The following is a 24293-nucleotide window of genomic DNA, read 5'->3' as shown; positions in this document are numbered from 1 at the left end:
TTATTTTGAGAAAAAGTAAAAAAATCCGTGAATAACTGTGATTATTGCTAAAAAACAATGTTTTGGATAAAAATAAGACTTCTGTTTGTTGTACTTTTCAATAAACTGACAAGATAACACGGTTAAGTTGTGTTATCCGATAATATAGGGAAAGGAAATGTTTAATGAATAAAAGTGAATTGGTTAACTCCATTGCTGAAAAGGCAGGTGTTTCAAAGGCTCAAGCTGGCTCTGTTGTTGATGCTTTTATTGCTTCTGTAACAGAAGCTTTAGCTTCAGGAGGTGATGTTCGTCTCCCGGGTTTTGGTTCTTTCGAAGTTTCTCATCGTGCCGCCACAAAAGGACGCAACCCTTCAACTGGAGCTGAAATCAATATTCCAGCGCGTTCTGTGCCAAAATTTTCTGCAGGCAAAAGCCTTAAAGAAGCTGTTAATAAACAATAATTTAAGTTACACTAAAAAAACCCGATTTATTTATAAACGGGTTTTTTCGCGAGTCTTTTGTACATATTTTTAGATGAACTTTTGCAATATGTATTTGTTTTCAGTATTGTAAATTTTTCTGAAAATATTTTAAGGGGTTGCGTGAAATTTTATATGCGGAAAATACATTCCAATATTTCAATAAAACGTTATGCTGAGAGACTATGGTACTTTCCCATAGCAGAGATTTATAATAGCAATGGGAATATTGGTATTCTATAGGAGATATGCTTGCTTGATTTTTTTATTCCGGCATATTTCATGTTATTATTAATTTTTTGACGATTAAGGTGTATTTGAGATCTTTTTTATAACAATAACAACGCTTTAATTACAGTAAAAGTCTCTTTTGAATCTTCCACATTGTTTAATAAATGATAGACCATAACGGAGCATTTATTGCTTGAGATAGCCTGTATCAGCACAGTTTTTTAGTTGTTCTATGGAGTAATAAGAATGAGATTGGTTTCATAGATCAAAGGGAGATAGTTTAGTCTCATGAACATCTGAAACAGTCTAGGAATTGTTTTTTTCTCCACCTGTTAACCATTGCATACAGTCATTCAGGGCTCTAGCAGTTATAGCTTGTTTTTTTGCTAATTTTTTTTCTTTGCTTGGCAAGCGTTTTCCTGAGTGATTGATAGAAGCAATAGGTGGAAAAAGTCCAAAATTGATATTCATTGGTTGAAAAGATTTTCTTTCTGTTTCTTCCATTACGATGTGTCCGCCTGTAATATGGTTCAAAAGAGCTCCCAACGCTGTGGTTGGTGGTGGTAGGCAAGGGCAGTTATGGTTATATTCAGCAGCGGCAAAACGCCCAGCAAGAAGCCCTATTGCTGATGATTCTACATAACCTTCACATCCCGTAATTTGTCCAGCAAAGCGCAGTTGGGGCCTTTGTTTTAAACGAAGAGTTTGATCAAGAATGATTGGTGAGTTGAGATAGGTATTTCGGTGAAGTCCTCCAAGGCGGGCAAACTCAGCTTTTTCAAGACCAGGGATCATTCTAAAAATGCGAATTTGTTCACCATATTTCAGTTTTGTTTGAAAGCCGACCATATTATAAAGGGTTCCAAGTTTATTATCTTGGCGTAATTGAACGACAGCATAAGCTTTAACTGTGGGGTTATGGGCATTGGTTAATCCCATAGGTTTCATGGGACCATGCCTGAGGGTTTCAGGTCCGCGTTCAGCCATAATTTCAATTGGTAGGCATCCATCAAAATAGGGGGTTTTTTCAAAATCACGGAATTCTATTTTTTCCGCATTTTTCAATGCTTGGACAAATGCTTCGTATTGTTCTTTATCAAGGGGACAATTAAGATAATCTTTTCCTGTTCCTTCAGGACCAATTTTATCATAGCGAGATTGATACCAACAGATATCCATATTAATACTATCGGTATAGATAATAGGTGCGATAGCATCAAAAAAAGAGAGCGCTTCTGTTCCGGTTATTGCTTGTATTGCTTGAGCGAGAGCTGGTGAGGTGAGGGGGCCAGTTGCAATGATAATGTGACGCCAATCCTCAGGAATCTTTTGAATTTCCTCACGTTCTATAGTTATAAGAGGATGATTTTCGAGTGTTTCTGTAACGGTTTTTGAAAATCCATCGCGATCAACGGCAAGCGCACTTCCAGCGGGTACTTTATTGGTGTCGGCAGCCTTCATAATCAAGGACTTTGCTAATCGCATTTCAGTATGGAGAAGCCCTACGGCATTTGTTGAGGAATCATCAGAACGGAACGAATTTGAACAGACCAATTCTGCAAGCTTGTCTGTTTTATGGGCATCTGATTTCCTTTGAGGCCGCATTTCATGCAAAATAACGGGAATTCCTGATTGAGCGATTTGCCAGCTTGCTTCACTGCCTGCAAGACCGCCACCGATAATATGAATTGGAGTATTGAATTTATTTAACATAATCTACTTTTAGCGGAAGCGGTTCTGTCTGAAAAGCATAGATTTTGCTTTTGTAATTTGTAAGAAGGATGTGTATTTGGGATTTAAAATATATTTATTTGCTTTTTTTCTTGAATTAATGGTATAGAAACGCCGCTTATATAAGGTTATTAGCTTGTAAGTTTAAGCGGATGTGGCGAAATTGGTAGACGCACCAGATTTAGGTTCTGGCGGGAGACCGTGGGGGTTCGAGTCCCTCCATCCGCACCAAAGGAATTCCTTGAGTACTATGGATTTCTACATGGCTGGAATTTCTCTTCATAGTGATTTGACACTCAAGTGTTGGAATGTAATGATTATCAGAGTGGGTTTATCCCTCTCCTTAGAAAAATGAAGGTTGTTTAATGCAGGTTACCGAGACGCTTAATGAAGGACTGAAACGCGAAATTAAGATCGTGGTTCCGGCGAGAGATTTAGAAGAAAAGTTGAATGAACGGTTGGATGATACCAAGGGTAAGGTAAAGCTGAACGGTTTCCGTCCTGGTAAGGTACCTGCTGGGTATCTGCGAAAGATGTACGGCAAGTCTTTTATGGCTGAAATTCTCAATGAAATTGTCAATGATGCTCCCAGTTCTATTTTAGCTGACCGCAATGAACGTTCAGCGCTGCAGCCACAAGTTGATATAGATGAAGATGAAAAAATTTTAGATGGTAAAGCTGATTTTATTTTCAGTTTAAAGTATGAGGTTTTGCCAAAATTTGAAATTAAAGACTTTGAGCATATTGAGATTATTCGTGAAATTGCGGCTATTGATGAACAAGAGATTGATGAACAAGTGGAGCGCGTCCTTTCTTCTACCCGTAGTTATTCGTTGAAAGAGGAACCTTCTGAAGAAGGTGATCGTGTTACAATAGATTATCTAGGAAAGCTTGAGGGCGTTCCATTTGAGGGTGGGGCAGATAATGATGCGCAACTGATTCTCGGGTCAAAACAGTTTATTCCTGGTTTTGAGGAGCAACTGGTTGGCGTAAAAGCAGGTGATACGAAAACGGTTTCTGTTAAGTTTCCTGATAATTACAGTGCAGTACATTTGGCTGGTCGGGATGCAGAATTTGATGTCACTGTTAAAGCTGTTTCTAAACCGGATGCGTTAAAGATTGACGATGAAGCAGCGCAAAAAGTTGGTTTAGAATCTCTAGATCGTTTACGTGAGGTTGTTCGTGGTCAGATAGAAAATCAATATGGCTCAATGACTCGTCAAAAAATTAAGCGTCAAATTCTTGATGCTTTAGATGCTGATTACAGTTTTGAAATTCCTGAAGGACTTTTGGAAATTGAATTTAACAATATATGGGCTCAAGTTAATGATGATTTAAAAAAGGCTGGACGTACTTTTGAAGATGAAGGCGTTACGGAGGAACAAGCGCGAGAAGAATATCGTGTGCTTGCACAACGTCGTGTTCGTCTCGGTTTGGTGCTTTCTGAAATTGGTATGAAGGTTGGTGTTAAAATAAGTGAGGACGAACTAAAGGCAGCAGTTTTTGATCAGGTTCGCCAATATCCTGGACAAGAGAAAGAGATTATGGATTTTTTCCGTAATACTCCAGAAGCTGTTGCAAATTTACGTGCTCCAATCTTTGAAGAAAAAGTCATTGACTATTTGCTGGCGCGAATAAAAGTTATAGATAAAGAAGTTACAGTTGAAGAGCTGATGAAGGAATATGATGAATCAGATTTAACTGAAAAGAAACCAGCGAAGAGAAAATCTGCAGTGAAAGAAAAAGGCACAGAGAAGGTTCCCGCCAAAAAGAGGACGCCGAAAAAAGGTTAATATTTGTGCCAACAGAAAAGCCCGATGCAGTCGGGCTCTTTTATGAGATTTATATTCTAGGCTTGCACTTATAGTGGTTTTGCATTAGCCATCGAGTATATTTTTTAATGTTGATAGTGGATTGGCAATGGAAATCATTGATACGCGTACCCCTGATTCTAAACGTTTTATTTCTGGAATTACTGGTGATTGGGAAGTCATCATTGGCATGGAGGTCCATGCGCAAATCATATCAAATTCAAAACTTTTTTCAGGTGCTTCAACCAAATTTGGTGCTGAACCCAACAATCACGTATCACTTATTGATGCAGCTATGCCTGGTATGTTGCCTGTTCTTAATCAAGAGTGTGTTCGTCAAGCGGTGCGGACTGGTTTGGGATTAAAGGCTAATATTAATCTGAAGTCTGTTTTTGATCGTAAGAATTATTTTTATCCAGATTTACCACAGGGGTATCAAATTTCTCAATTTCAATATCCGATTGTAGGTGAGGGCAAGATCACTATATCTGTTGGTCCAGATTCAAATGGCCAGTTTGAAGACATTGAGGTTGGGATCGAAAGATTGCATCTTGAGCAGGATGCTGGAAAGTCAATGCACGATCAGCACCCAACGATGTCTTTTGTAGATCTTAACCGTTCTGGTGTCGCTCTTATGGAAATTGTTTCTAAACCGGATCTGCGCTCAGCAGATGAAGCCAAAGCCTATATGACAAAATTGCGGACAATTGTTCGTTATTTGGGTACCTGCGATGGCAATATGGATGAAGGTTCCATGCGTGCGGATGTTAATGTATCAGTTCGTCGTCCTGGCGAAAATTTTGGAACGCGCTGTGAGATAAAAAATGTTAATTCTATTCGTTTCATTGGTCAAGCGATTGAATATGAAGCACGTCGTCAGATTGCAATTTTAGAAGATGGCGGTGTAATAGATCAAGAAACACGGCTGTTTGATGCAGCGAAAGGTGAGACGCGGTCTATGCGCTCAAAGGAAGAAGCGCATGATTATCGGTATTTTCCTGACCCTGATCTTTTGCCATTGGAATTTGATCAAGCATTTGTTGACGCTTTGGCAGCAGAGTTGCCCGAATTGCCCGATGATATAAAAGCACGCTTTATCAATAAGATGGGGTTAACTCCGTACGATGCTTCCATTCTTGTAACAGAAAGAGCGATCGCGGATTATTTTGAAGAAGTGGCACGTGGGCGCGATGGAAAAACAGTAGCCAATTGGGTGATTAATGATCTTTTGGGTGCTTTAAATAAAGATAATCTTGGGATTGAAGAGACGCCAGTAACACCAAGCCAATTAGGGTGTATCATTGATCTTATTAAAGAAGGGACCATTTCTGGAAAAATTGCCAAAGATCTCTTTGAAATTATTTGGAATGAAGGTGGGGATCCGCGTCAGGTTGTAGAAGAGCGCAATATGAAGCAGGTAACAGATACAAAGGCTATAGAGAGAGCCGTTGATGAGATTATTGCCAATAATTCTGATAAAGTTGCGCAAGCAAAACAAAAGCCTGCTTTGATTGGTTGGTTTGTTGGACAGGTAATGAAAGCAACAGGTGGTAAGGCGAATCCTCAAACTGTTAATGAACTGGTTAAGGTGAAACTTGGTATAGATTAATATTATGGGGTGGAGAAAAGTCCATAAATATGATATTCTCTTGTAGCTGAGGAAATACAAATTAAGATTTTCTATCAAATGAAATCGTAATTGAGTTTACTGGTATTTTTTATTTTCAGTAATTTCAAGCGTCATGAAAGGTTTATTCCAACGGTTCATTTTGTAGGTAAGCTAAGAAATGGAATAAAGGATGGCTAGTTTTTTTAAGCAAGTCTTTACGTGGTGGAGTGGTAATACCATCAATACGCGCTTTTTTACGTGGTGCAAAGGCAAGCGCGTAGGGGAGGATCAGTTTGGAAATGTTTATTATGAGGGGAGTGCTCATAAGGATGGTTATCAGCGCCGTTGGGTAATTTATAAGGGTTATTCTGAGCCTTCTACTATTCCACCAGGTTGGCATGGTTGGATTCATCATCGCTGTGATAGTCCACCTACGCAGGAGAGTTATCAACCGTATGAATGGGAAAAGCCCCATGTTGCTAACATGACGGGGACAAAAGCAGCTTATCGACCAAAGGGCTCGATTGTTCATAATGGTGAACGCGTTTCTGTACATGAGGATTATGATGCATGGTCGCCTAAAAAATAAAATGTTTTAGTGTGTGCGTGTATTTTTTTATTTGCACTATTTGTAGTTATAATTGTTTATAGATGCGATTGATTTGATGTTATGAGTTTTTTTTTACTTCCAGGGTTAAGGCATGTTTTTTGTGCTTTTTTTATCGGGATGATAGTGGTCTTGTCTTCAATGGATAGAGTGCAGGCTGCACGTGTTAGCAATGGAATTGCTGTTTTTTCTGGTCTTGATAAAATTACTGGTCGCACGACGCGTTTTGAAGTTTCTCTTGGTGAAGTTTATCAATACGGTGCTTTGCAGGTGACACCGCGTGTGTGCTATACGAGTTCCAAGGATGAGCCGACCCGTACAACTGGTTTTGTTGAAGTTAATGAGGTAACATTAGATAAAAAAGTACGGCGTATTTTTACAGGATGGATGTATGCCGATAGTCCTGGTTTGAATGCTGTAGAGCATCCTATTTATGATGTGTGGTTAAAAGATTGCAAGCAGAACTCTCAAAATCTATCTCTTCAATGATCTGTTATGTGAAGTTATGTATTGAGATCAGCGCATTATTTTATAAGTCTTCTATCCAGGTGTTTTTTTAATTGTAGCGCTGAGATGCTGAAATTAAATGCTTGTTGATATTTTTACTTTAGTGTTTAAGAGGCAGGTTTATCTCTTTTGCGTTTATGGTGATTTTCTTTGGCGACTAGTTATCGGGTTATCTAAACGATAAAGCCTTATTCTTATACAGAAAGAACACAAATGCGTTGATGTGCTTTGATTCTAATGAGGGTTTAGTTTTTTCATTGTGATTGATATGGCCGTTAAATAGCTTAGCAATCAAGATTGTATTATTGATACAATAAAAATTCAGCTAATTTAAACAATCTCAATTTGAGTTTAGAATGGGGCGGCAATTTTGTAGATGATATTCTTGATACCCGTTTTTCAAAATATTTTGTATAAGATACAAAATATTTTCACGGTGTGATATGCGACATTTAGTAGCAGAAACTGAAGAAATATAGGTTTAAATTCGGTTTTGCATTATCAAAACTGATATATTTGTTTTGTGCAAAGAGCGATCAATTCTACAATAAAGTATGAGATTTTAGATAATGAAAGATGCTGATCATCAATGTAATAAGACTCTTTTTTTAGGAAAAAAGTCTAAAGAACCATTGCTGAATGTTCCATTGGTTATAGTCATTTTAATAGGACTATGTTTTTGTACTTATTTTATTCCCCAGTATTTTTTTTCTGATCAGTTCTATATTAAGAACCTTGAATTTTTTTCATTTACACCGGTGTTATTCAAGGCAGATCCTTTAGCATTTGGTCATACTATTGTGAGTTATTCCTTCATGCATGGTAGTTTTGAACATATTGCTATTAATATGGCTTGGCTTTTGGTTTTTGGGTCTCCTTTGGTAAGGCATTTTGGCAGTTTACGGTTTTTAATTTTTTGGGTATTAACGGCAGCTATTTCTGCGTTGACTTATTTTACATTTCATCAAGATAGTATAGTATCACTTGTTGGAGCGTCAGGTGCAGTTTCTGGAATGATAGGTGCTGTTGCACGTTATGGTTTTTCCCCTGTTCATTTTGGTATGAGTACAAAGAATGAAAGATTTTTCGGCCCTTTGTGGTCGATTAAAAAAGCGCTTTCTTCTAGGACTGTGCTTGTTTATATTGGTGTATGGCTAATTATTAATTTTATCATAGGAATTTTCTCCTCTTTATTTGGAGGAGAGAGTGTTTCAATTGCATGGGAGGCTCATATTGGCGGGCTTTTTTCGGGCTTTTTGTTGGTGGGCTTTTTTGATATTTCGCATAGTAAAGGAAAAATTATAGTCTGAGATATTTATGAGCTGCATAGAGTGCTATTGTTGCTGCGTTTGAAACATTTAATGATTTAATATTTCCAGGCATATCAAGGCGTGTTAAGGCGCAAACAGTTTCACGTGTTTTTTTGCGTAAGCCTTTACCTTCTGCTCCCAGAACGAGGGCAATTTTTTGGCCTGTTAAGGCTGTTTCTAGAAGGTGCTCACCTTCTGAATCGAGTCCAAAGCTGATAAAACTTGCTTCATGGAGTTCTTGGAGTGCGTCGGCGAGGTTTCGTACGGTGATATAATTAATCATCTCTAGAGCTCCTGAGGCAGCTTTGGCAAGAACACCGCTTTCTTGGGGAGAGTGGCGACAAGTCGTGATGAGTGCTCCAGCTTTAAATGCAACTGCAGAACGCATAATAGCGCCGACATTATGTGGATCAGTAATTTGATCCATGACAATAACGAGATCAGTGTTGGTTAGCTCAGACAATTGGCATGGTTTGAGGGGAACAGTTTCGACAACAACCCCTTGATGAACTGCATCCTTTCCAACCAGCGAATCAAGTTGTTTGGGTGCGCATAATGTAATAGGACAAGGGAGATCTGATTCGGGGATATTTAACCGTTTTAAGGCATTTGGTGTGACATAGAGATGCTTAAAAACTCTTTTGGGATTTTTAAAAGCTGCATAAACTGAGTGGATACCATAAAGACGGATTAATCCTTCTTTTAAGAGAGATGTTTTCTGTTCCACGCGCATTGCGGGCGGAGAGGGAAAGCCTTTTGTATGGTGCGATCGACGCCGTAGACGAGAAGAGTGAAAATTTTTCGATATTTTTTCTTTCATATTTTCTTTATAGCGTGTTAATGACAAAAGTAGATAGAAAAAAGTTGTGGTTTGAAATTATTAATAGGATTTTTGTACGGAATTGTATTTATTCTGTTGACAGATGGGATAGTAATCGGCATAACCAGCCCGCAGCCAATTTGAATTGAATAAGTGATCAAGATTTGGTTGTAGTGATGCCTCATCGCGCGACTTTGACGATGTAATGGAGGGGTGCCCGAGTGGTTAAAGGGGGCGGACTGTAAATCCGTTGCGTATGCTACGTTGGTTCGAATCCAACCCCCTCCACCATTTGTCAAAAGAGAGTTATTACGTGGTGTGCGGGTATAGCTCAATGGTAGAGCAGCAGCCTTCCAAGCTGAATATGCGGGTTCGATTCCCGCTACCCGCTCCAGATGGTTATTAATGCCAAATGGTTGTTGATGATTAGGCAAATCAGTATGATGGGGAAGTATTCCCATCATAAATTGGGCGGATTTACCGTCTAAGAGTTGTAATGGTTGGGCTTCTTTATCGGTCCGATTTAATTCAGTTCTGGAGAGCTGTTTCCAGGTGCTAACAAAACAAGAGATTGACAACAATGGCGAAGAGCAAATTTGAACGTACGAAGCCGCATGTTAATATTGGTACGATTGGTCACGTTGATCATGGGAAGACATCATTAACGGCAGCAATTACGAAATATTTTGGTGAATTTAAAGCGTATGACCAAATTGATGCGGCACCAGAGGAGCGTGCGCGTGGGATTACCATTTCTACGGCGCATGTTGAATATGAAACAGAGAAGCGCCACTATGCCCATGTTGACTGTCCTGGGCACGCGGATTATGTGAAAAACATGATCACGGGAGCGGCGCAGATGGATGGTGCGATTTTGGTTGTTTCGGCCGCTGATGGTCCGATGCCTCAGACTCGTGAGCATATTCTTTTGGCGCGTCAAGTTGGTGTTCCAGCGATTGTTGTTTTTCTTAATAAGGTAGATCAGGTTGATGATGCTGAGCTTTTGGAGCTTGTTGAGCTTGAAGTTCGTGAGCTTTTGTCGAAATATGATTTTCCAGGAGATGATATACCAATAGTTAAAGGTTCTGCATTGGCGGCTCTTGAAGATAAAGATAAAAGCATTGGTGAAGATGCGGTTCGTCTTTTGATGAGCGAAGTTGATAATTATATACCGACTCCTGAGCGTCCTGTTGATCAGCCGTTTTTGATGCCGATAGAGGATGTTTTTTCGATATCAGGACGTGGAACTGTTGTGACTGGTCGTGTTGAGCGCGGTGTTATTAAGGTTGGTGAGGAAATAGAGATTATAGGAATTCGTCCGACTTCTAAGACGACAGTTACAGGGGTTGAGATGTTCCGTAAGCTTTTGGATCAAGGTCAAGCAGGTGATAACATTGGTGCGCTGCTTCGTGGTGTTGATCGTGAAGGGATTGAGCGTGGACAAGTTTTGGCGAAGCCTGGTTCAGTTACGCCTCATACGCGCTTTAAAGCAGAGGCTTATATTTTAACGAAAGATGAAGGTGGGCGTCATACACCATTTTTTACCAATTATCGTCCACAGTTTTACTTCCGTACAACAGATGTGACAGGGATTGTTACGCTCCCAGAAGGTACAGAGATGGTTATGCCTGGTGATAATGTTGCGATGGATGTTTCATTGATCGTTCCGATAGCAATGGAAGAGAAGCTGCGTTTTGCTATTCGTGAAGGTGGTCGTACTGTTGGTGCAGGTATCGTTTCTAAAATCATTGAGTAAAGAGTGGTCAATAATAGTTATTGAAGGTGTGTTAAAGGTATTTTAATTTTGAGAGTTAGGGGTATAGCTCAGTTGGTAGAGCGGCGGTCTCCAAAACCGCAGGTCGCGGGTTCAAGTCCTGCTGCCCCTGCCACAGGTGAGTGAGTTTTTTTAGTGAGTGAGAAGGTAGATTTAAGCTGCCTTCTTCGCTTTTTTTCGTATAGGGCTTGTTTTTTTGTGTGTGAATCGGTATTGAGTAGAGACCGGGATAACTGTATAAGACTGTAGATTAGTCTTTTACGTTTTTGTCGTATTTTATTTGTTGTATAAATTACAATATGGTTAGAGAAAGAGTATAGTGGTGACTGATGGCATCTAAAAGCAATCCTATTACCTTTTTAAAGCAGGTTTATGCAGAAACAGTTAAGGTAAAGTGGCCTACACGTCGTGAGACAGTGATCTCGACTTTTATGGTGTTGTTAGTGACAACATTGGCTTCAACTTTCTTTTTTGTTGTGGATCAAGTTGTGCATTTTGGTGTTTGGCGTGGTATTGATCTCTTGAAATATCTTTTTAGTTGACAGTGCAAGGAAGTGTGATTGTGGCTGCTCGTTGGTATATTGTTCAAGCATATTCAAATTTTGAAAAGAAAGTAGCGGAAGCTATTGATAAGGAGGCAAAACAAAAAGGACTTGATCATCTATTTGAAAAGATTTTTGTTCCAACGGAGCGTGTTGTTGAAGTTCGTCGTGGTCGTAAGGTTGATACCGAGCGGAAATTTTTTCCTGGTTATGTTCTTGTTTGTGCTGAATTGACAGATGAGGTTTATCATCTCATTAAGAACACGCCTAAAGTGACGGGTTTTTTGGGCTCGGATTCGCGTCCTGTTCCCATTTCTGATCGGGAGGCAGAACAAATTCTTAAACAAGTTCAGGAAGGTGTTGATTCTCCGAAGTCTTCAGTATTGTTTGAAGTTGGAGAGCAAGTGCGTGTTGCTGATGGTCCTTTTGTTTCGTTTAATGGAATTGTTCAAGAGGTTGAAGAAGAGCGCTCTCGCCTTAAGGTGGAGGTATTAATTTTTGGGCGTCCTACGCCTGTTGATTTGGAATTTGGTCAGGTTGAAAAACTCTGATTAAGCTTAGAGTGGTTTTAATCACTTTAAGTAACTGGTGGGAGGTGATTTGTGGCTTTTGTCGGCTTAATGATCCGAACCACTCGACTGCAGCCGGTAAGTGGATAGGATTATTTGTCTGTTTACCAGTGAAATTGAAGGCAGATTGTTATGGCAAAAAAAAGTATAGGTCAGCTCAAGTTGCAGGTTCCTGCAGGAGCGGCAACTCCGTCTCCACCGATTGGTCCTGCTCTCGGTCAGCGTGGTATTAATATCATGGAATTCTGTAAGGCGTTTAATGCGGCTACACAGGAAATGGAAAAGGGTGCACCGATTCCAGTAATTATCACTTATTACCAAGATAAATCTTTCACATTTTCTTTAAAGACTCCTCCTGTATCGTTTTTCTTAAAGAAGGAAGCAAATTTAAAATCTGGTTCTAAAGAGCCTGGTAAGGTGTCTGTAGGGAGTATCCCTCGTGATAAAATTCGTTCAATTGCAGAAGCAAAAATGAAGGATCTTAACGCGAACGACATTGAGGCAGCGATGCGCATGGTTGAAGGTTCAGCTCGCTCTATGGGCTTGGAAGTGGTGGGCTAACATTATGGGAAAAGTAGCAAAGAGAATAAAAAATATCCGTAAAGATATTGATTTTAATCAACTTTACGCTTTAAAAGATGCAGTTTCGATGGTTAAAGAGCGTGCGGTTGCTAAGTTTGATGAAACAATTGAGATTTCAATGAACTTGGGTGTTGACCCTCGTCATGCAGATCAAATGGTTCGAGGTGTAGCTCATTTGCCCAATGGAACTGGACGCAATGTTCGTGTTGCTGTTTTTGCGCGTGGGGATAAAGCTGAGGAAGCTAAGGCTGCTGGTGCAGATATTGTGGGAGCTGAAGATTTGTTTGAAAGCATTAATGGTGGGACGATAGATTTTGATCGTTGTATTGCCACGCCAGATATGATGCCTCTTGTTGGTCGTCTTGGTAAGATTCTTGGTCCACGCAGTTTGATGCCAAATCCCAAAGTTGGTACTGTAACGCTTGATGTTGCCAATGCTGTTAAAGCTTCTAAAGGTGGTGCTGTTGAGTTTCGCGTTGAAAAAGCTGGTATTGTACATGCTGGTATCGGTAAGGCTTCTTTTGGAGTTGAGAAGATAGTGGAAAATATTAAAGCTTTTGCTAGTGCGGTTATTAAAGCTAAGCCGCAAGGGGCAAAAGGTGAATATATTAAGCGTGTTGCAGTTTCTTCTACTATGGGGGTTGGAATTAAAGTTGATCCTGCGACTGTTCGTTCAGAATCGGTATAAGCAGACTTGTAATTTTATTTTGGGGTATGTGAATATCAAAAAAAGTATTTAGGATGTCGCTTTTTGTCGGCATTCGGCTATCTAAGCTTTATTGAGCTTGGGTTATACCGGGAGAAATTCCGGAATATCCTGTCCGAGATTGTGGGTGATACTATCTGGTATCTTAATCAAAAAAGCCTACATGAGACTGGGGTAAGAACTGTAGAGTTTAAAAACTTAAAGGGTTTGAGCCAAGGTTGCCTTTGATCGTTGTGCGTGAAAAAGGGGACAGGATCCTCATCGATAGCATGAAGTATTTTATGTTATCAAAGGTAACCAACAGATTTGTTTTAAACAGATCTGTTAAATGGAGAGAGACAGTGAATAGAGCGGAAAAACGCGAATTTGTTACATGGCTTAACGAGGCTTTTAGAAAGTCTGGTTCTGTTGTTGTTGCACATTATTCCGGTCTGACAGTTTCACAGATGAACGATCTTCGTTCAAAAATGGGTGAAGCTGGCGGTGCCGTTAAAGTCGCCAAAAACCGTCTTGCTAAAATCGCTCTTCAGGGCACGGAATCTGAATCGATAGTGGATTTGTTCACTGGGCAAACACTTATCGCTTATTCAGAAGATCCAATTACAGCACCGAAAATTGCTGTTGATTTTGCGAAAAGCAATGACAAATTTGTCATCCTTGGCGGTTCAATGGGTGCAACAAATTTGAGTGTAGATGCTGTGAAGTCTTTGGCTTCATTACCTTCGCTCAACGAGTTGCGGGCGAAACTTATTGGTATGGTTTCTACACCTGCGACCCGTATTGCACAGGTTGTTAATGCACCTGCTGGTCAGGTTGCACGTGTCATTGGCGCATATGCTCAGGAGGGTAAAGCGGCTTAAGGCTGTTTGTATTCATGGTGATGGAAGGGCTTGGATGCTTTTCTGTTTTTTGAATAAGTTCTAAACAATGGTTCGAATCTTTTAATTGAAGGAATTTTAAAATGGCTGATCTAGCGAAGATCGTAGAAGACCTTTCTAACCTAACTCTTTTGGAAGCTGCTGAGCTTTCTAAATTATTGGAAGAGAAATGGGGAGTTTCCGCGGCTGCTCCTGTAGCTGTTGCTGCTGTTGCCGGTGCTGCTGCTCCAGCTGCTGAAGAAAAGACAGAATTTGATGTTATTCTTGTTGAAGGTGGTGCTCAAAAAATTAATGTTATTAAGGAAGTTCGCGCTCTTACAGGGCTTGGTCTTAAAGAAGCTAAAGATCTTGTTGAAGGGGCCCCTAAGCCTATTAAAGAGGGTGCTTCTAAAGACGAAGCAGAAAAAATTAAATCTCAACTTGAAGCTGCTGGTGCTAAAGTTGAACTTAAGTAAATTTGATTTTATCGGCGGGCATTTATGTTCGCCGATTTCCTTTCTTCTGAAAGGAGAGAAGGTGGTTAATGAAACCCTTTTCCCAACAGTTGAGCAGCTGTAACGGGTGTGGGGTTTACTCCGAGTGTCCCTCATTTCGGAGCCAAGTAAATCGATGGCTGGTGTTAATGGGGTGAATTGGTGATACTCACCATTGAGTATCAAATGAACTGGTCTGCATGTGCAGGTTAATGATGTAAAGCTTTCAAGGTTTAGTCTACCTTGAAGAGTAAAGATCGAGGAGCGACGATGGCTCAGACCCTAGCAATGACGTCTCAATTCAATGGTCGTAAGCGCGTACGCAAGTTTTTTGGTAAGATTCCTGAAGTGGCGGAAATGCCAAATCTTATTGAGGTTCAAAAAGCATCATACGATCAGTTTCTCATGATTGAGGAACCGAAAGGCGGGCGTCCAGATGAAGGCTTGCAGGCTGTTTTTAAGTCGGTATTTCCTATTTCGGATTTTTCCGGTACAGCTATGCTCGAGTTTGTTGGTTATGAATTTGATTTACCAAAATTTGATGTTGAAGAATGTCGTCAACGTGATTTGACTTATGCGGCACCATTAAAAGTCATATTGCGTTTAATTGTTTTTGATGTTGATGAGGATACTGGTTCGAAAGATATCAAAGATATTAAAGAGCAGGGCGTTTATATGGGCGATATGCCTTTAATGACGACGAATGGTACTTTTATCGTTAATGGTACTGAGCGTGTTATTGTTTCACAGATGCATCGTTCTCCGGGTGTCTTTTTTGACCATGATAAAGGAAAATCCCATTCATCAGGAAAATTTCTTTTTGCTGCTCGTGTTATTCCTTATCGTGGCTCTTGGCTTGATATTGAATTTGATGCTAAGGACATCATTTACGCTCGTATTGATCGGCGTCGCAAGATTCCTGTTACGAGTCTTTTGATGGCATTAGGTATGGATGCATCAGATATTTTGTCGACTTTTTATAATAAAGTTACCTATGAGCGGGACGGAGATGGATGGCGTATTCCTTATTCTGTTGATCGCTTTAAAGGAATGAAGGTCGTTTCTGACCTTGTCGATGCGGATAGTGGTGAAGTTGTTGCTGAAGCTGGTAAGAAATTAACGGTTCGTGCTGCTAAGACTTTGGCAGAAAAAGGTCTAAAAGCGGTTAAAGTCAGTGAGGATGATTTATTAGGGTCCTATCTAGCAGAAGATATAGTCAATTACGAGACAGGTGAGATTTACCTTGAAGCTGGTGATGAAATTGACGAAAAAGCATTAAAGATTTTGTTTGATGTTCATGCGGATCAAATTAATATCCTTGATATTGATCATATGAATATTGGGGCATATATCCGCAATACTTTAAAAGTGGATAAAAATGAAAGTCGACAGGATGCATTGTTTGATATTTATCGAGTAATGCGTCCCGGTGAGCCACCAACAATAGATACAGCAGAAGCTATGTTCCATTCGTTGTTTTTTGATCCGGAGCGTTATGATCTTTCCGCTGTTGGGCGTGTTAAGATGAATTTGCGTATGGATCTTGATTGTCCAGACACGGTTCGCGTTTTGCGTCAAGAAGATATTCTTGCTGTTGTTAAGATGTTGGTTGAGTTGCGTGATGGTCGTGGGGAAATTGATGATATTGATAACCTTGGCAATCGTCGTGTTCGCTCAGTTGGGGAATTGATGGAAAATCAGTATCGCATTGGTTTACTCCGTATGGAGCGTGCGATAAAAGAACGTATGTCATCGGTTGAAATTGATACCGTTATGCCTCAGGATTTGATCAACGCAAAGCCAGCTGCAGCAGCGGTGCGTGAATTTTTTGGCTCTTCACAATTATCGCAGTTTATGGATCAAACTAATCCGTTATCAGAAATTACCCATAAACGTCGCCTTTCTGCTCTTGGTCCAGGCGGTTTGACTCGTGAACGTGCGGGCTTTGAAGTTCGCGACGTTCATCCTACGCATTATGGTCGTATTTGTCCGATTGAAACACCTGAAGGTCCTAATATTGGTCTGATTAACTCCTTAGCAACCTTTGCACGGGTTAATAAATATGGTTTTATTGAGAGCCCATACCGCAAAATTATTGATGGTAAAGTGACGACAGAGGTTATTTATCTTTCTGCTATGGAAGAGTCAAAGCATTATGTAGCTCAGGCCAATTCTTCATTAGATGCTGAAGGACGTTTTACAGAAGAGTTTGTTGTTTGCCGTCATGCGGGTGAAGTTTTGATGGCGCCGCGCGATCATGTTGATTTAATGGATGTTTCACCAAAACAGTTGGTTTCAGTAGCTGCTGCTCTTATTCCATTTTTGGAAAATGATGATGCGAATCGTGCGCTGATGGGGTCGAACATGCAGCGTCAAGCAGTTCCGCTTGTGCGCGCTGAAGCGCCATTTGTTGGTACGGGTATGGAAGCAATAGTAGCGCGCGATTCAGGTGCTGCTGTTGGTGCAAAGCGTGGTGGTATTGTTGATCAAGTTGATGCAACCCGTATTGTTATTCGTGCGACAGAAGATTTGGATCCTTCAAAATCTGGGGTTGATATTTACCGTTTACAGAAATTTCAGCGTTCCAACCAGTCTACTTGTATTAACCAGCGTCCTCTTGTGCATGTTGGTGATCGGATAGAGAAGGGTAATATCATTGCAGATGGCCCGTCTACCGATCTTGGTGATTTAGCTCTTGGGCGGAATGTTCTTGTAGCATTTATGCCTTGGAATGGGTACAATTATGAAGATTCCATTTTGCTTTCCGAGCGTATCGTTGCTGATGATGTCTTTACCTCGATTCATATTGAGGAATTTGAGGTTGCTGCACGTGATACAAAGCTTGGTCCTGAAGAGATTACGCGCGATATTCCCAATGTTGCGGAAGAAGCGTTAAGGAATCTTGACGAGGCTGGCATTATCTATATTGGTGCTGAAGTTCAACCTGGTGATATTTTGGTTGGTAAGATTACACCAAAGGGTGAAAGTCCCATGACACCAGAAGAGAAACTTCTGCGTGCAATTTTTGGGGAAAAGGCTTCAGATGTTCGTGATACCTCTATGCGAATGCCTCCTGGGACTTTTGGTACTGTTGTGGAAGTTCGTGTTTTTAACCGCCATGGTGTGGAAAAAGATGAACGTGCGATGGCGATTGAACGTGAGGAAATTGAACGTTTAGCTAAAGATCGTGATGATGAACAGTCGATTCTTGATCGCAATGTTTACGCGCGTCTTACCGATATGTTGACAGATAAAGTCGCTGTAGAAGGTCCGAAAGGCTTCGCAAAAGGTAAGAAGCTTGATAGTACGATCATGGGTCACTATCCGCGATCGCAGTGGTGGCTCTTTGCTGTTGAGGATGAAAAGCTTCAGAATGAAATTGAGGCTTTGCGTAAGCAGTATGATGAATCAAAAGAAGCATTGCAACGTCGTTTTATGGACAAAGTTGAGAAGGTCCAAAGAGGCGATGAAATGCCCCCTGGCGTCATGAAGATGGTAAAGGTTTTTGTGGCTGTGAAACGCAAAATCCAACCAGGCGATAAGATGGCAGGACGTCATGGTAATAAGGGTGTCGTATCACGTATTCTTCCAATAGAAGATATGCCATTTCTTGAAGATGGAACTCATGCTGATATCGTCTTGAATCCGCTTGGTGTGCCTAGCCGTATGAATGTGGGTCAAATTCTTGAGACACATCTTGGTTGGGCATGTGCAGGTATGGGCAAGAAGATTGGCGATTTGATAGATTTGTATCAAGAGACTGGGGATATACTTCCTTTACGTCAGCGTATTGAAAATCTCATGCCTGATAATAATCATAATGAACCAGTACGTCAGTATGATAATGAAAGCCTTTACAAATTAGCACTGCAGATGAGGAAAGGTGTTTCAATTGCAACACCTGTTTTTGATGGAGCGCATGAAGCTGATATCAACATGATGCTGGAAGAAGCAGGCTTGGATAGCTCAGGGCAGGTCACGCTTTATGACGGTCGTACTGGAGAGCCTTTTGATCGTCCGGTGACGGTGGGTTATATTTACATGTTGAAATTGCATCACCTTGTTGATGATAAAATTCATGCACGTTCGATTGGACCATATTCGCTTGTGACGCAGCAGCCGTTAGGTGGTAAGGCACAATTTGGTGGTCAGCGTTTTGGTGAAATGGAAGTCTGGGCACTGGAAGCTTACGGTGCAGCATACACTTTACAGGAGATGCTGACAGTGAAATCAGATGATGTGGCTGGTCGAACAAAAGTTTATGAGGCGATTGTGCGTGGTGACGATACATTTGAGGCGGGTATACCAGAGAGCTTTAATGTGTTGGTGAAAGAAATGCGTTCACTCGCTCTTAATGTCGAACTTGATGATGCACGTGAGCTTATTGCACAACGGGCATTGTCTGATACAACAGAACAATAATTTAAAGGAGCGCACTGGCAAGGAGTGCGCTCTGATTGTTCTGAGAGGCTAAATAAAAAGATTTCTATTAAGGTAGTACAGACAGTTTAAAAGTAGGAACGATTTTAAATAAGATCTGTAGTAGAATTAATGAGATATTACAACAGGTTCTAAGAATCTTTGAAGGAGAACAGCATGAACCACGAGGTCATGAATCTTTTCAATCCTCATGCGCCAGCGCAGACATTTGACTCTATTCGTATTTCAATTGCGAGTCCTGAGAAGATTTTGTCCTGGTCGTACGGTGAGATCAAGAAGCCTGAGACTATTAATTATAGGACTTTTAAGCCAGAGCGTGATGGTCTTTTCTGTGCACGTATATTTGGTCCGATAAAGGACTATGAATGTTTATGCGGTAAATATAAACGCATGAAATATAAGGGCATTATCTGTGAGAAATGTGGTGTAGAGGTTACCCTTTCGCGCGTACGCCGTGAACGTATGGGACATATTGAGCTTGCGGCGCCTGTGGCTCATATTTGGTTCCTTAAATCGTTACCAGGTCGCATTTCCACACTTTTAGATTTGACTTTGAAGGATATTGAGCGGGTTCTTTATTTTGAGAATTATATTGTAACAGAAACAGGGTTGACATCCCTTAAGCTCCATCAGCTTCTTTCTGAAGAAGAATATATGCTTGCTATTGATGAGTTCGGAGAAGATCAGTTTACTGCCATGATTGGTGCTGAGGCTATTTACGAACTTCTAGCTGGCATGGAGTTAGAGAAGATTGCGAACGATTTGCGCGTCGAATTATCTGAGACCACTTCGGAATTAAAGCAGAAGAAATTAATTAAACGGCTTAAGATCGTTGAAAATTTTCTTGAATCTGGCAATAGACCAGAGTGGATGATTATGAAAACGATTCCGGTTATTCCACCGGATTTACGCCCATTGGTTCCGCTTGATGGTGGTCGTTTTGCAACGTCGGATTTGAACGATCTTTATCGGCGGGTTATCAATCGTAATAACCGATTGAAACGACTGATTGAGTTGCGTGCTCCTGGAATTATTGTGCGCAATGAAAAGCGTATGGTGCAGGAAGCTGTTGATGCACTGTTTGATAATGGCCGGCGTGGGCGTGTGATTACTGGAGCGAACAAACGTCCACTAAAATCTCTTTCAGATATGTTAAAGGGTAAGCAAGGACGTTTCCGTCAAAACTTACTTGGAAAGCGTGTTGATTACTCTGGACGTTCTGTGATCGTGACAGGTCCTGAATTAAAATTGCATCAATGTGGTCTTCCCAAAAAAATGGCTCTTGAATTATTTAAGCCATTTATTTATGCGCGGCTTGATGCAAAGGGGTATTCATCAACTGTAAAACAGGCAAAGAAGCTCGTTGAAAAAGAGCATCCGGAAGTTTGGGATATCTTGGATGAGGTTATTCGTGAACATCCTGTTTTGCTGAATCGCGCGCCAACATTGCACCGTTTGGGGATTCAAGCTTTTGAACCTATCTTGATTGAGGGAAAAGCTATACAGCTTCATCCATTGGTATGTACAGCTTTTAATGCGGATTTTGATGGTGATCAGATGGCGGTTCATGTTCCGCTTTCTCTTGAAGCGCAGCTTGAAGCTCGTGTTTTGATGATGTCGACCAATAATATTCTTCATCCAGCCAATGGTGCGCCAATTATTGTTCCTTCACAGGATATGGTTCTTGGTCTTTACTATCTTTCGATTGTTTCTGAAAAAGAACCCGGTGAGGGGATGGCTTTTTCTGATATAGGTGAGCTTCATCATGCCTTGGAAAATAAGGTTATAACTCTTCATACGAAGATCAAAGGTCGTGTTAAAAGTATAGACAATGATGGGAAAGAAGTTGCTAAACTTTATGATACAACACCTGGTCGTTTGATTATCGGGGAGCTTTTGCCGAAAAACCCAAATATCTCATTTGATATTGTTAATCAAGAAATGACTAAAAAGAATATTTCTAAAATGATTGATCAGGTTTATCGGCACTGTGGGCAAAAAGAGACGGTTATTTTCTGTGACCGTATTATGCAGCTTGGCTTTTCCCATGCTTGTCGTGCGGGAATTTCTTTTGGCAAGGATGATATGGTTATCCCTGATAGCAAGTCGCGTTTGGTTGCAGAAACAGAAGCTTTGGCTAAAGAATATGAGCAGCAGTATAATGATGGTTTGATCACGCAAGGTGAAAAATATAACAAGGTTGTAGATGCTTGGGGTAAATGTACAGATCGCGTTGCGGATGAAATGATGAAACGTATTCAGGCTGTCGAATTTGATCCTAAAACAGGTCGTCAGCGGCCAATGAATTCGATCTATATGATGTCACATTCTGGTGCACGTGGTTCTGCTAACCAGATGAAGCAGTTGGCTGGTATGCGTGGGTTAATGGCAAAACCATCGGGTGAAATTATTGAAACACCAATTATTTCAAACTTTAAGGAAGGTCTAACCGTTAACGAATACTTCAACTCCACTCACGGTGCCCGTAAAGGACTTGCTGATACTGCGTTAAAAACTGCCAACTCTGGTTATCTAACACGGCGTCTTGTTGACGTTGCACAAGATGCTATTATTTCAGCAGTTGATTGTGGGACTGCAAAGGGTCTTACCATGCAGCCAATTGTTGATGCAGGACAAATTGTTGCATCTCTTGGGCAAAGAATTCTTGGTCGTACGGCGCTTGTTGATATTTTGCATCCAGTTTCTGGAGAGGTTATCCTTGAAGGTGGTGCAATGATTGAGGAGGCTGATGTTGCTAAGATTGAAGAAGCCGGAATTCAGTCTGTCCAAATTCGCTCTGCTTTGACATGTGAAACGCGCCTTGGTGTTTGCGCCAAGTGCTATGGACGTGATTTGGCACGTGGGACACCGGTTAATCAGGGTGAGGCAGTTGGTGTTATTGCTGCTCAGTCAATTGGTGAACCGGGAACTCAGCTTACTATGCGTACTTTCCACTTAGGGGGAACGGCGCAGGTTGTTGATTCATCTCATTTGGAAGCATCTTATGAAGGTACGGTAGAGATTCGTAATCGCAATGTGGTTCGCAATTCTGAAGGCCATTTAGTGGTTATGGGACGTAATATGGCTATCATTATCAAGGATGGGTCCGGAAAAGAGCGTGTTGTTCATCGTATTAGCTATGGTGCGCGTATTTTTGTTGATGATGGTGATGTGGTTAGATGTGGCCAACGTATAGCAGAATGGGATCCCTACACACGTCCGATTCTTACTGAGGTTGAGGGCTATGTAGGCTTTGAAGACATGATTGATGGTTTATCAGTTACTGAAACAGCTGATGAATCTACGGGTATTACGAAGCGTTTGGTCATTGATTGGCGTGCTAATCCACGTGGTGCTGATTTAAAACCAGCCATTATCATCCATTCAGATAAAAAGGGTGAAAACATTGCTAAATTGTATAAGGGGGGTGAAGCCCGTTACATGATGTCAGTGGAAACCATTCTTTCTGTTGAGCCTGGTGCCCATGTTAAGGCAGGTGATGTTATTGCTCGTTTACCCATGGAAAGTGCCAAGACAAAAGATATTACGGGTGGTCTTCCGCGTGTAGCTGAGCTTTTTGAAGCGCGACGTCCAAAAGATCATGCGATCATTGCTGAAGTCAGTGGTACAATTCGGTTCGGTCGTGGTTATAAGAATAAACGTCGTATTATCATTGAACCAAATGATGAAACTCTCGAGCCGGTAGAATATTTGATTCCAAAGGGCAAGTTATTTCACTTCCAAGAAGGTGACCAAATTGAAAAGGGAGATTATATCCTTGATGGTAATCCGGCCCCTCATGATATCTTAGCGATTAAGGGTGTTGAAGCTTTAGCATCTTATCTTGTTAATGAAATTCAAGAAGTTTATCGTTTGCAGGGCGTTTTAATTAATGACAAGCACATTGAAGTGATTGTTCGTCAGATGTTGCAAAAAGTTGAAATTACGGAATCTGGCGATTCTGGTTATATTCCAGGTGATAATGTTGACCGTATTGAATTGGATGAAATCAATGATAATTTGATTGCAGAAGGGAAAAAACCTGCTTCTGGTAATCCTATTCTTCTTGGGATTACAAAAGCATCTCTTCAAACACCATCTTTTATTTCGGCGGCATCATTTCAGGAAACAACTCGAGTGCTTACTGAAGCAGCGGTTTCTGGAAAGATTGATACTTTGCAAGGTCTTAAAGAGAATGTTATTGTTGGGCGTCTCATTCCTGCAGGTACAGGTGGTACGATTGCTCAAATCCGCCGTATTGCTGCAGTTCGTGATGATTTGATCGTTGATGAACGGCGCAAATCGAGTAATAACGAAGTGGCTAAGGCTATGTTAACAAATATGACAAGCGGAGCGGCTGCTGAGTAATTTCAATGCGTGCCTGCAGCGATATCAAAACGTCCGAGTATAAAATTCGGGCGTTTTTTTAATCTTCAAATGTAGAAGTAGTGTGTTTTTTTGACAAATATAACTGTAAAGACTGTAAGGCGATTGTCGTTTCGAATACCTTTGAAGCCCATTGTGCTTAGAGTGTTATTCTGTAATGAACAACACATTGATTTATCATGATAATTCATTTTTTTGAATGTTGAGAGAGAACCCCGAATACCGTAAGATTCTCTTATTTCAAATCCTTTTATGTTGAATCAATAAAAAGAATTTACTTGCACGTGACAAGCGGGATTAGCGTGTGGATAGAAAACCATTTAAGAAAGGCGTAAATATATCTCTTATGAACTATCTCCATGCAAGAGCGATCGCAACATTAGGTGTTTGCAAATACAAAGATGATGCAAGTTGCTATCTTCAGAAGCATAAAGATGATGGTGTCCAATAATAGCAATCTTTTCTGTTGCTTAATTTATAAAGTTTCCACTTATGCAGCCAGATAGAGTGTATTTTCAATACATTCAAAATCAAAAAGTTTATGAGATAATATGATTGTTTGCTATGTGTTAAGGGAAAAAATTCAATTATTTGAAAAGAAGATGCTCTTGGTTTTGCAGACCTTTAAAATTCCTTTTGATTAATATCTTTTATAAAGAAAAGATTGAAAAGGCAACATAACAAATAATCAAAAATTCTTTCCATCATCCAAAAAATAATCAATTTTCTGATGTACGTATTTGCAAGACTAGAAAGCTTTGTGTTTCCTTATATTTAAAAATGCAAGGGATCAAAGGATAAAATGCTAACTAAAATTTTATAAAAGATAGATATATTTTTGATAATAATGTGATCT

The 24293-nt window shown here is 40.5% G+C and carries 17 protein-coding genes and 4 tRNA genes; 19 read left to right on the top strand and 2 right to left on the bottom strand.

The genetic code is table 11. The features are described 5' to 3' along the window. The first annotated feature begins 164 nt into the window (after positions 1 to 164). Complete coding sequence (locus QHG54_RS02655; RefSeq protein WP_317993095.1) at positions 165 to 443, top strand: HU family DNA-binding protein; 279 nt, start codon at positions 165 to 167, stop codon at positions 441 to 443. A gap of 555 nt (positions 444 to 998) precedes the next feature. Here the strand turns inward: QHG54_RS02655 and trmFO are convergent. Beyond that, positions 999 to 2405: a methylenetetrahydrofolate--tRNA-(uracil(54)-C(5))-methyltransferase (FADH(2)-oxidizing) TrmFO gene (trmFO, locus tag QHG54_RS02650; protein WP_406604397.1), complete on the bottom strand. Its 1407-nt coding sequence runs from the start codon at positions 2403 to 2405 to the stop codon at positions 999 to 1001. A gap of 166 nt (positions 2406 to 2571) precedes the next feature. Here trmFO and QHG54_RS02645 point away from each other — a divergent pair. The 6 genes from QHG54_RS02645 to QHG54_RS02620 all read left to right on the top strand — a co-directional run bounded on the left by QHG54_RS02645 (position 2572) and on the right by QHG54_RS02620 (position 8267). Beyond that, positions 2572 to 2654 (top strand) — tRNA-Leu (locus QHG54_RS02645). A 134-nt stretch (positions 2655 to 2788) separates the two neighbouring features. Then, positions 2789 to 4216, top strand: coding sequence for a trigger factor (gene tig / locus QHG54_RS02640; RefSeq protein WP_317993097.1), 1428 nt, complete (start codon positions 2789 to 2791; stop codon positions 4214 to 4216). A gap of 127 nt (positions 4217 to 4343) precedes the next feature. Next, positions 4344 to 5843, top strand: coding sequence for an Asp-tRNA(Asn)/Glu-tRNA(Gln) amidotransferase subunit GatB (gatB, locus tag QHG54_RS02635; protein ID WP_406604396.1), 1500 nt, complete (start codon positions 4344 to 4346; stop codon positions 5841 to 5843). Positions 5844 to 6033: 190 nt separating this feature from the next. Further along, positions 6034 to 6432 (top strand): NADH:ubiquinone oxidoreductase subunit NDUFA12, encoded by a 399-nt coding sequence (locus QHG54_RS02630; RefSeq protein ID WP_317993099.1) that lies wholly within the window; start codon positions 6034 to 6036, stop codon positions 6430 to 6432. Between the two features lie 81 nt (positions 6433 to 6513). Further along, positions 6514 to 6939, top strand: coding sequence for a DUF2155 domain-containing protein (locus QHG54_RS02625; protein WP_317993100.1), 426 nt, complete (start codon positions 6514 to 6516; stop codon positions 6937 to 6939). 587 nt (positions 6940 to 7526) lie between these two features. Then, a complete protein-coding gene (locus QHG54_RS02620; protein ID WP_406604395.1) occupies positions 7527 to 8267 on the top strand; it encodes a rhomboid family intramembrane serine protease in 741 nt (246 codons plus the stop codon). On the opposite strand, the gene QHG54_RS02615 is transcribed toward QHG54_RS02620, so the two are convergent. Beyond that, the gene (locus tag QHG54_RS02615) at positions 8257 to 9087 is read right to left on the bottom strand and encodes a TrmH family RNA methyltransferase (RefSeq protein ID WP_406604394.1); all 831 of its coding nucleotides are present in this window, start codon (positions 9085 to 9087) and stop codon (positions 8257 to 8259) included. The genes QHG54_RS02620 and QHG54_RS02615 overlap by 11 nt on opposite strands. A gap of 207 nt (positions 9088 to 9294) precedes the next feature. On the opposite strand from QHG54_RS02615, the gene QHG54_RS02610 reads away from it, so the two are divergent. The 12 genes from QHG54_RS02610 (at position 9295) to rpoC (ending at position 23419) form a co-directional block, all read left to right on the top strand. Continuing rightward, positions 9295 to 9378: transfer RNA gene (locus QHG54_RS02610), tRNA-Tyr, on the top strand. A 29-nt stretch (positions 9379 to 9407) separates the two neighbouring features. Next, positions 9408 to 9481, top strand: a tRNA-Gly gene (locus QHG54_RS02605). Positions 9482 to 9667: 186 nt separating this feature from the next. Next, positions 9668 to 10843: an elongation factor Tu gene (tuf, locus tag QHG54_RS02600; RefSeq protein WP_078691533.1), complete on the top strand. Its 1176-nt coding sequence runs from the start codon at positions 9668 to 9670 to the stop codon at positions 10841 to 10843. 57 nt (positions 10844 to 10900) lie between these two features. Next, positions 10901 to 10976: transfer RNA gene (locus QHG54_RS02595), tRNA-Trp, on the top strand. Between the two features lie 214 nt (positions 10977 to 11190). Next, complete coding sequence (gene secE / locus QHG54_RS02590; protein WP_406604393.1) at positions 11191 to 11403, top strand: preprotein translocase subunit SecE; 213 nt, start codon at positions 11191 to 11193, stop codon at positions 11401 to 11403. Between the two features lie 20 nt (positions 11404 to 11423). Then, positions 11424 to 11954 carry a transcription termination/antitermination protein NusG gene (gene nusG, locus QHG54_RS02585; protein ID WP_317993104.1) on the top strand — a complete coding sequence of 177 codons (531 nt, stop codon included), beginning with the start codon at positions 11424 to 11426 and terminating at the stop codon, positions 11952 to 11954. A 150-nt stretch (positions 11955 to 12104) separates the two neighbouring features. Next, complete coding sequence (gene rplK / locus QHG54_RS02580) at positions 12105 to 12533, top strand: 50S ribosomal protein L11 (RefSeq protein WP_006589357.1); 429 nt, start codon at positions 12105 to 12107, stop codon at positions 12531 to 12533. Between the two features lie 4 nt (positions 12534 to 12537). Beyond that, on the top strand, positions 12538 to 13242 hold the full coding sequence (gene rplA / locus QHG54_RS02575) for a 50S ribosomal protein L1 (protein ID WP_406604392.1): 705 nt from the start codon (positions 12538 to 12540) through the stop codon (positions 13240 to 13242). Positions 13243 to 13601: 359 nt separating this feature from the next. Continuing rightward, on the top strand, positions 13602 to 14120 hold the full coding sequence (gene rplJ, locus QHG54_RS02570; RefSeq protein WP_406604391.1) for a 50S ribosomal protein L10: 519 nt from the start codon (positions 13602 to 13604) through the stop codon (positions 14118 to 14120). Between the two features lie 101 nt (positions 14121 to 14221). Further along, positions 14222 to 14593 (top strand): 50S ribosomal protein L7/L12, encoded by a 372-nt coding sequence (gene rplL, locus QHG54_RS02565; RefSeq protein WP_004860149.1) that lies wholly within the window; start codon positions 14222 to 14224, stop codon positions 14591 to 14593. Between the two features lie 288 nt (positions 14594 to 14881). Continuing rightward, positions 14882 to 19033 (top strand): DNA-directed RNA polymerase subunit beta, encoded by a 4152-nt coding sequence (rpoB, locus tag QHG54_RS02560; protein ID WP_317993108.1) that lies wholly within the window; start codon positions 14882 to 14884, stop codon positions 19031 to 19033. 174 nt (positions 19034 to 19207) lie between these two features. Continuing rightward, positions 19208 to 23419: a DNA-directed RNA polymerase subunit beta' gene (gene rpoC, locus QHG54_RS02555; RefSeq protein ID WP_317993109.1), complete on the top strand. Its 4212-nt coding sequence runs from the start codon at positions 19208 to 19210 to the stop codon at positions 23417 to 23419. The last annotated feature ends 874 nt before the right edge of the window (positions 23420 to 24293 follow it).

The sequence above is a fragment of the Bartonella gliris genome, from assembly GCF_045277155.1.
In the GTDB taxonomy this organism is placed as follows: Bacteria; Pseudomonadota; Alphaproteobacteria; order Rhizobiales; family Rhizobiaceae; genus Bartonella; species Bartonella gliris.
This window is presented reverse-complemented; position numbering and strand designations above follow the sequence as displayed.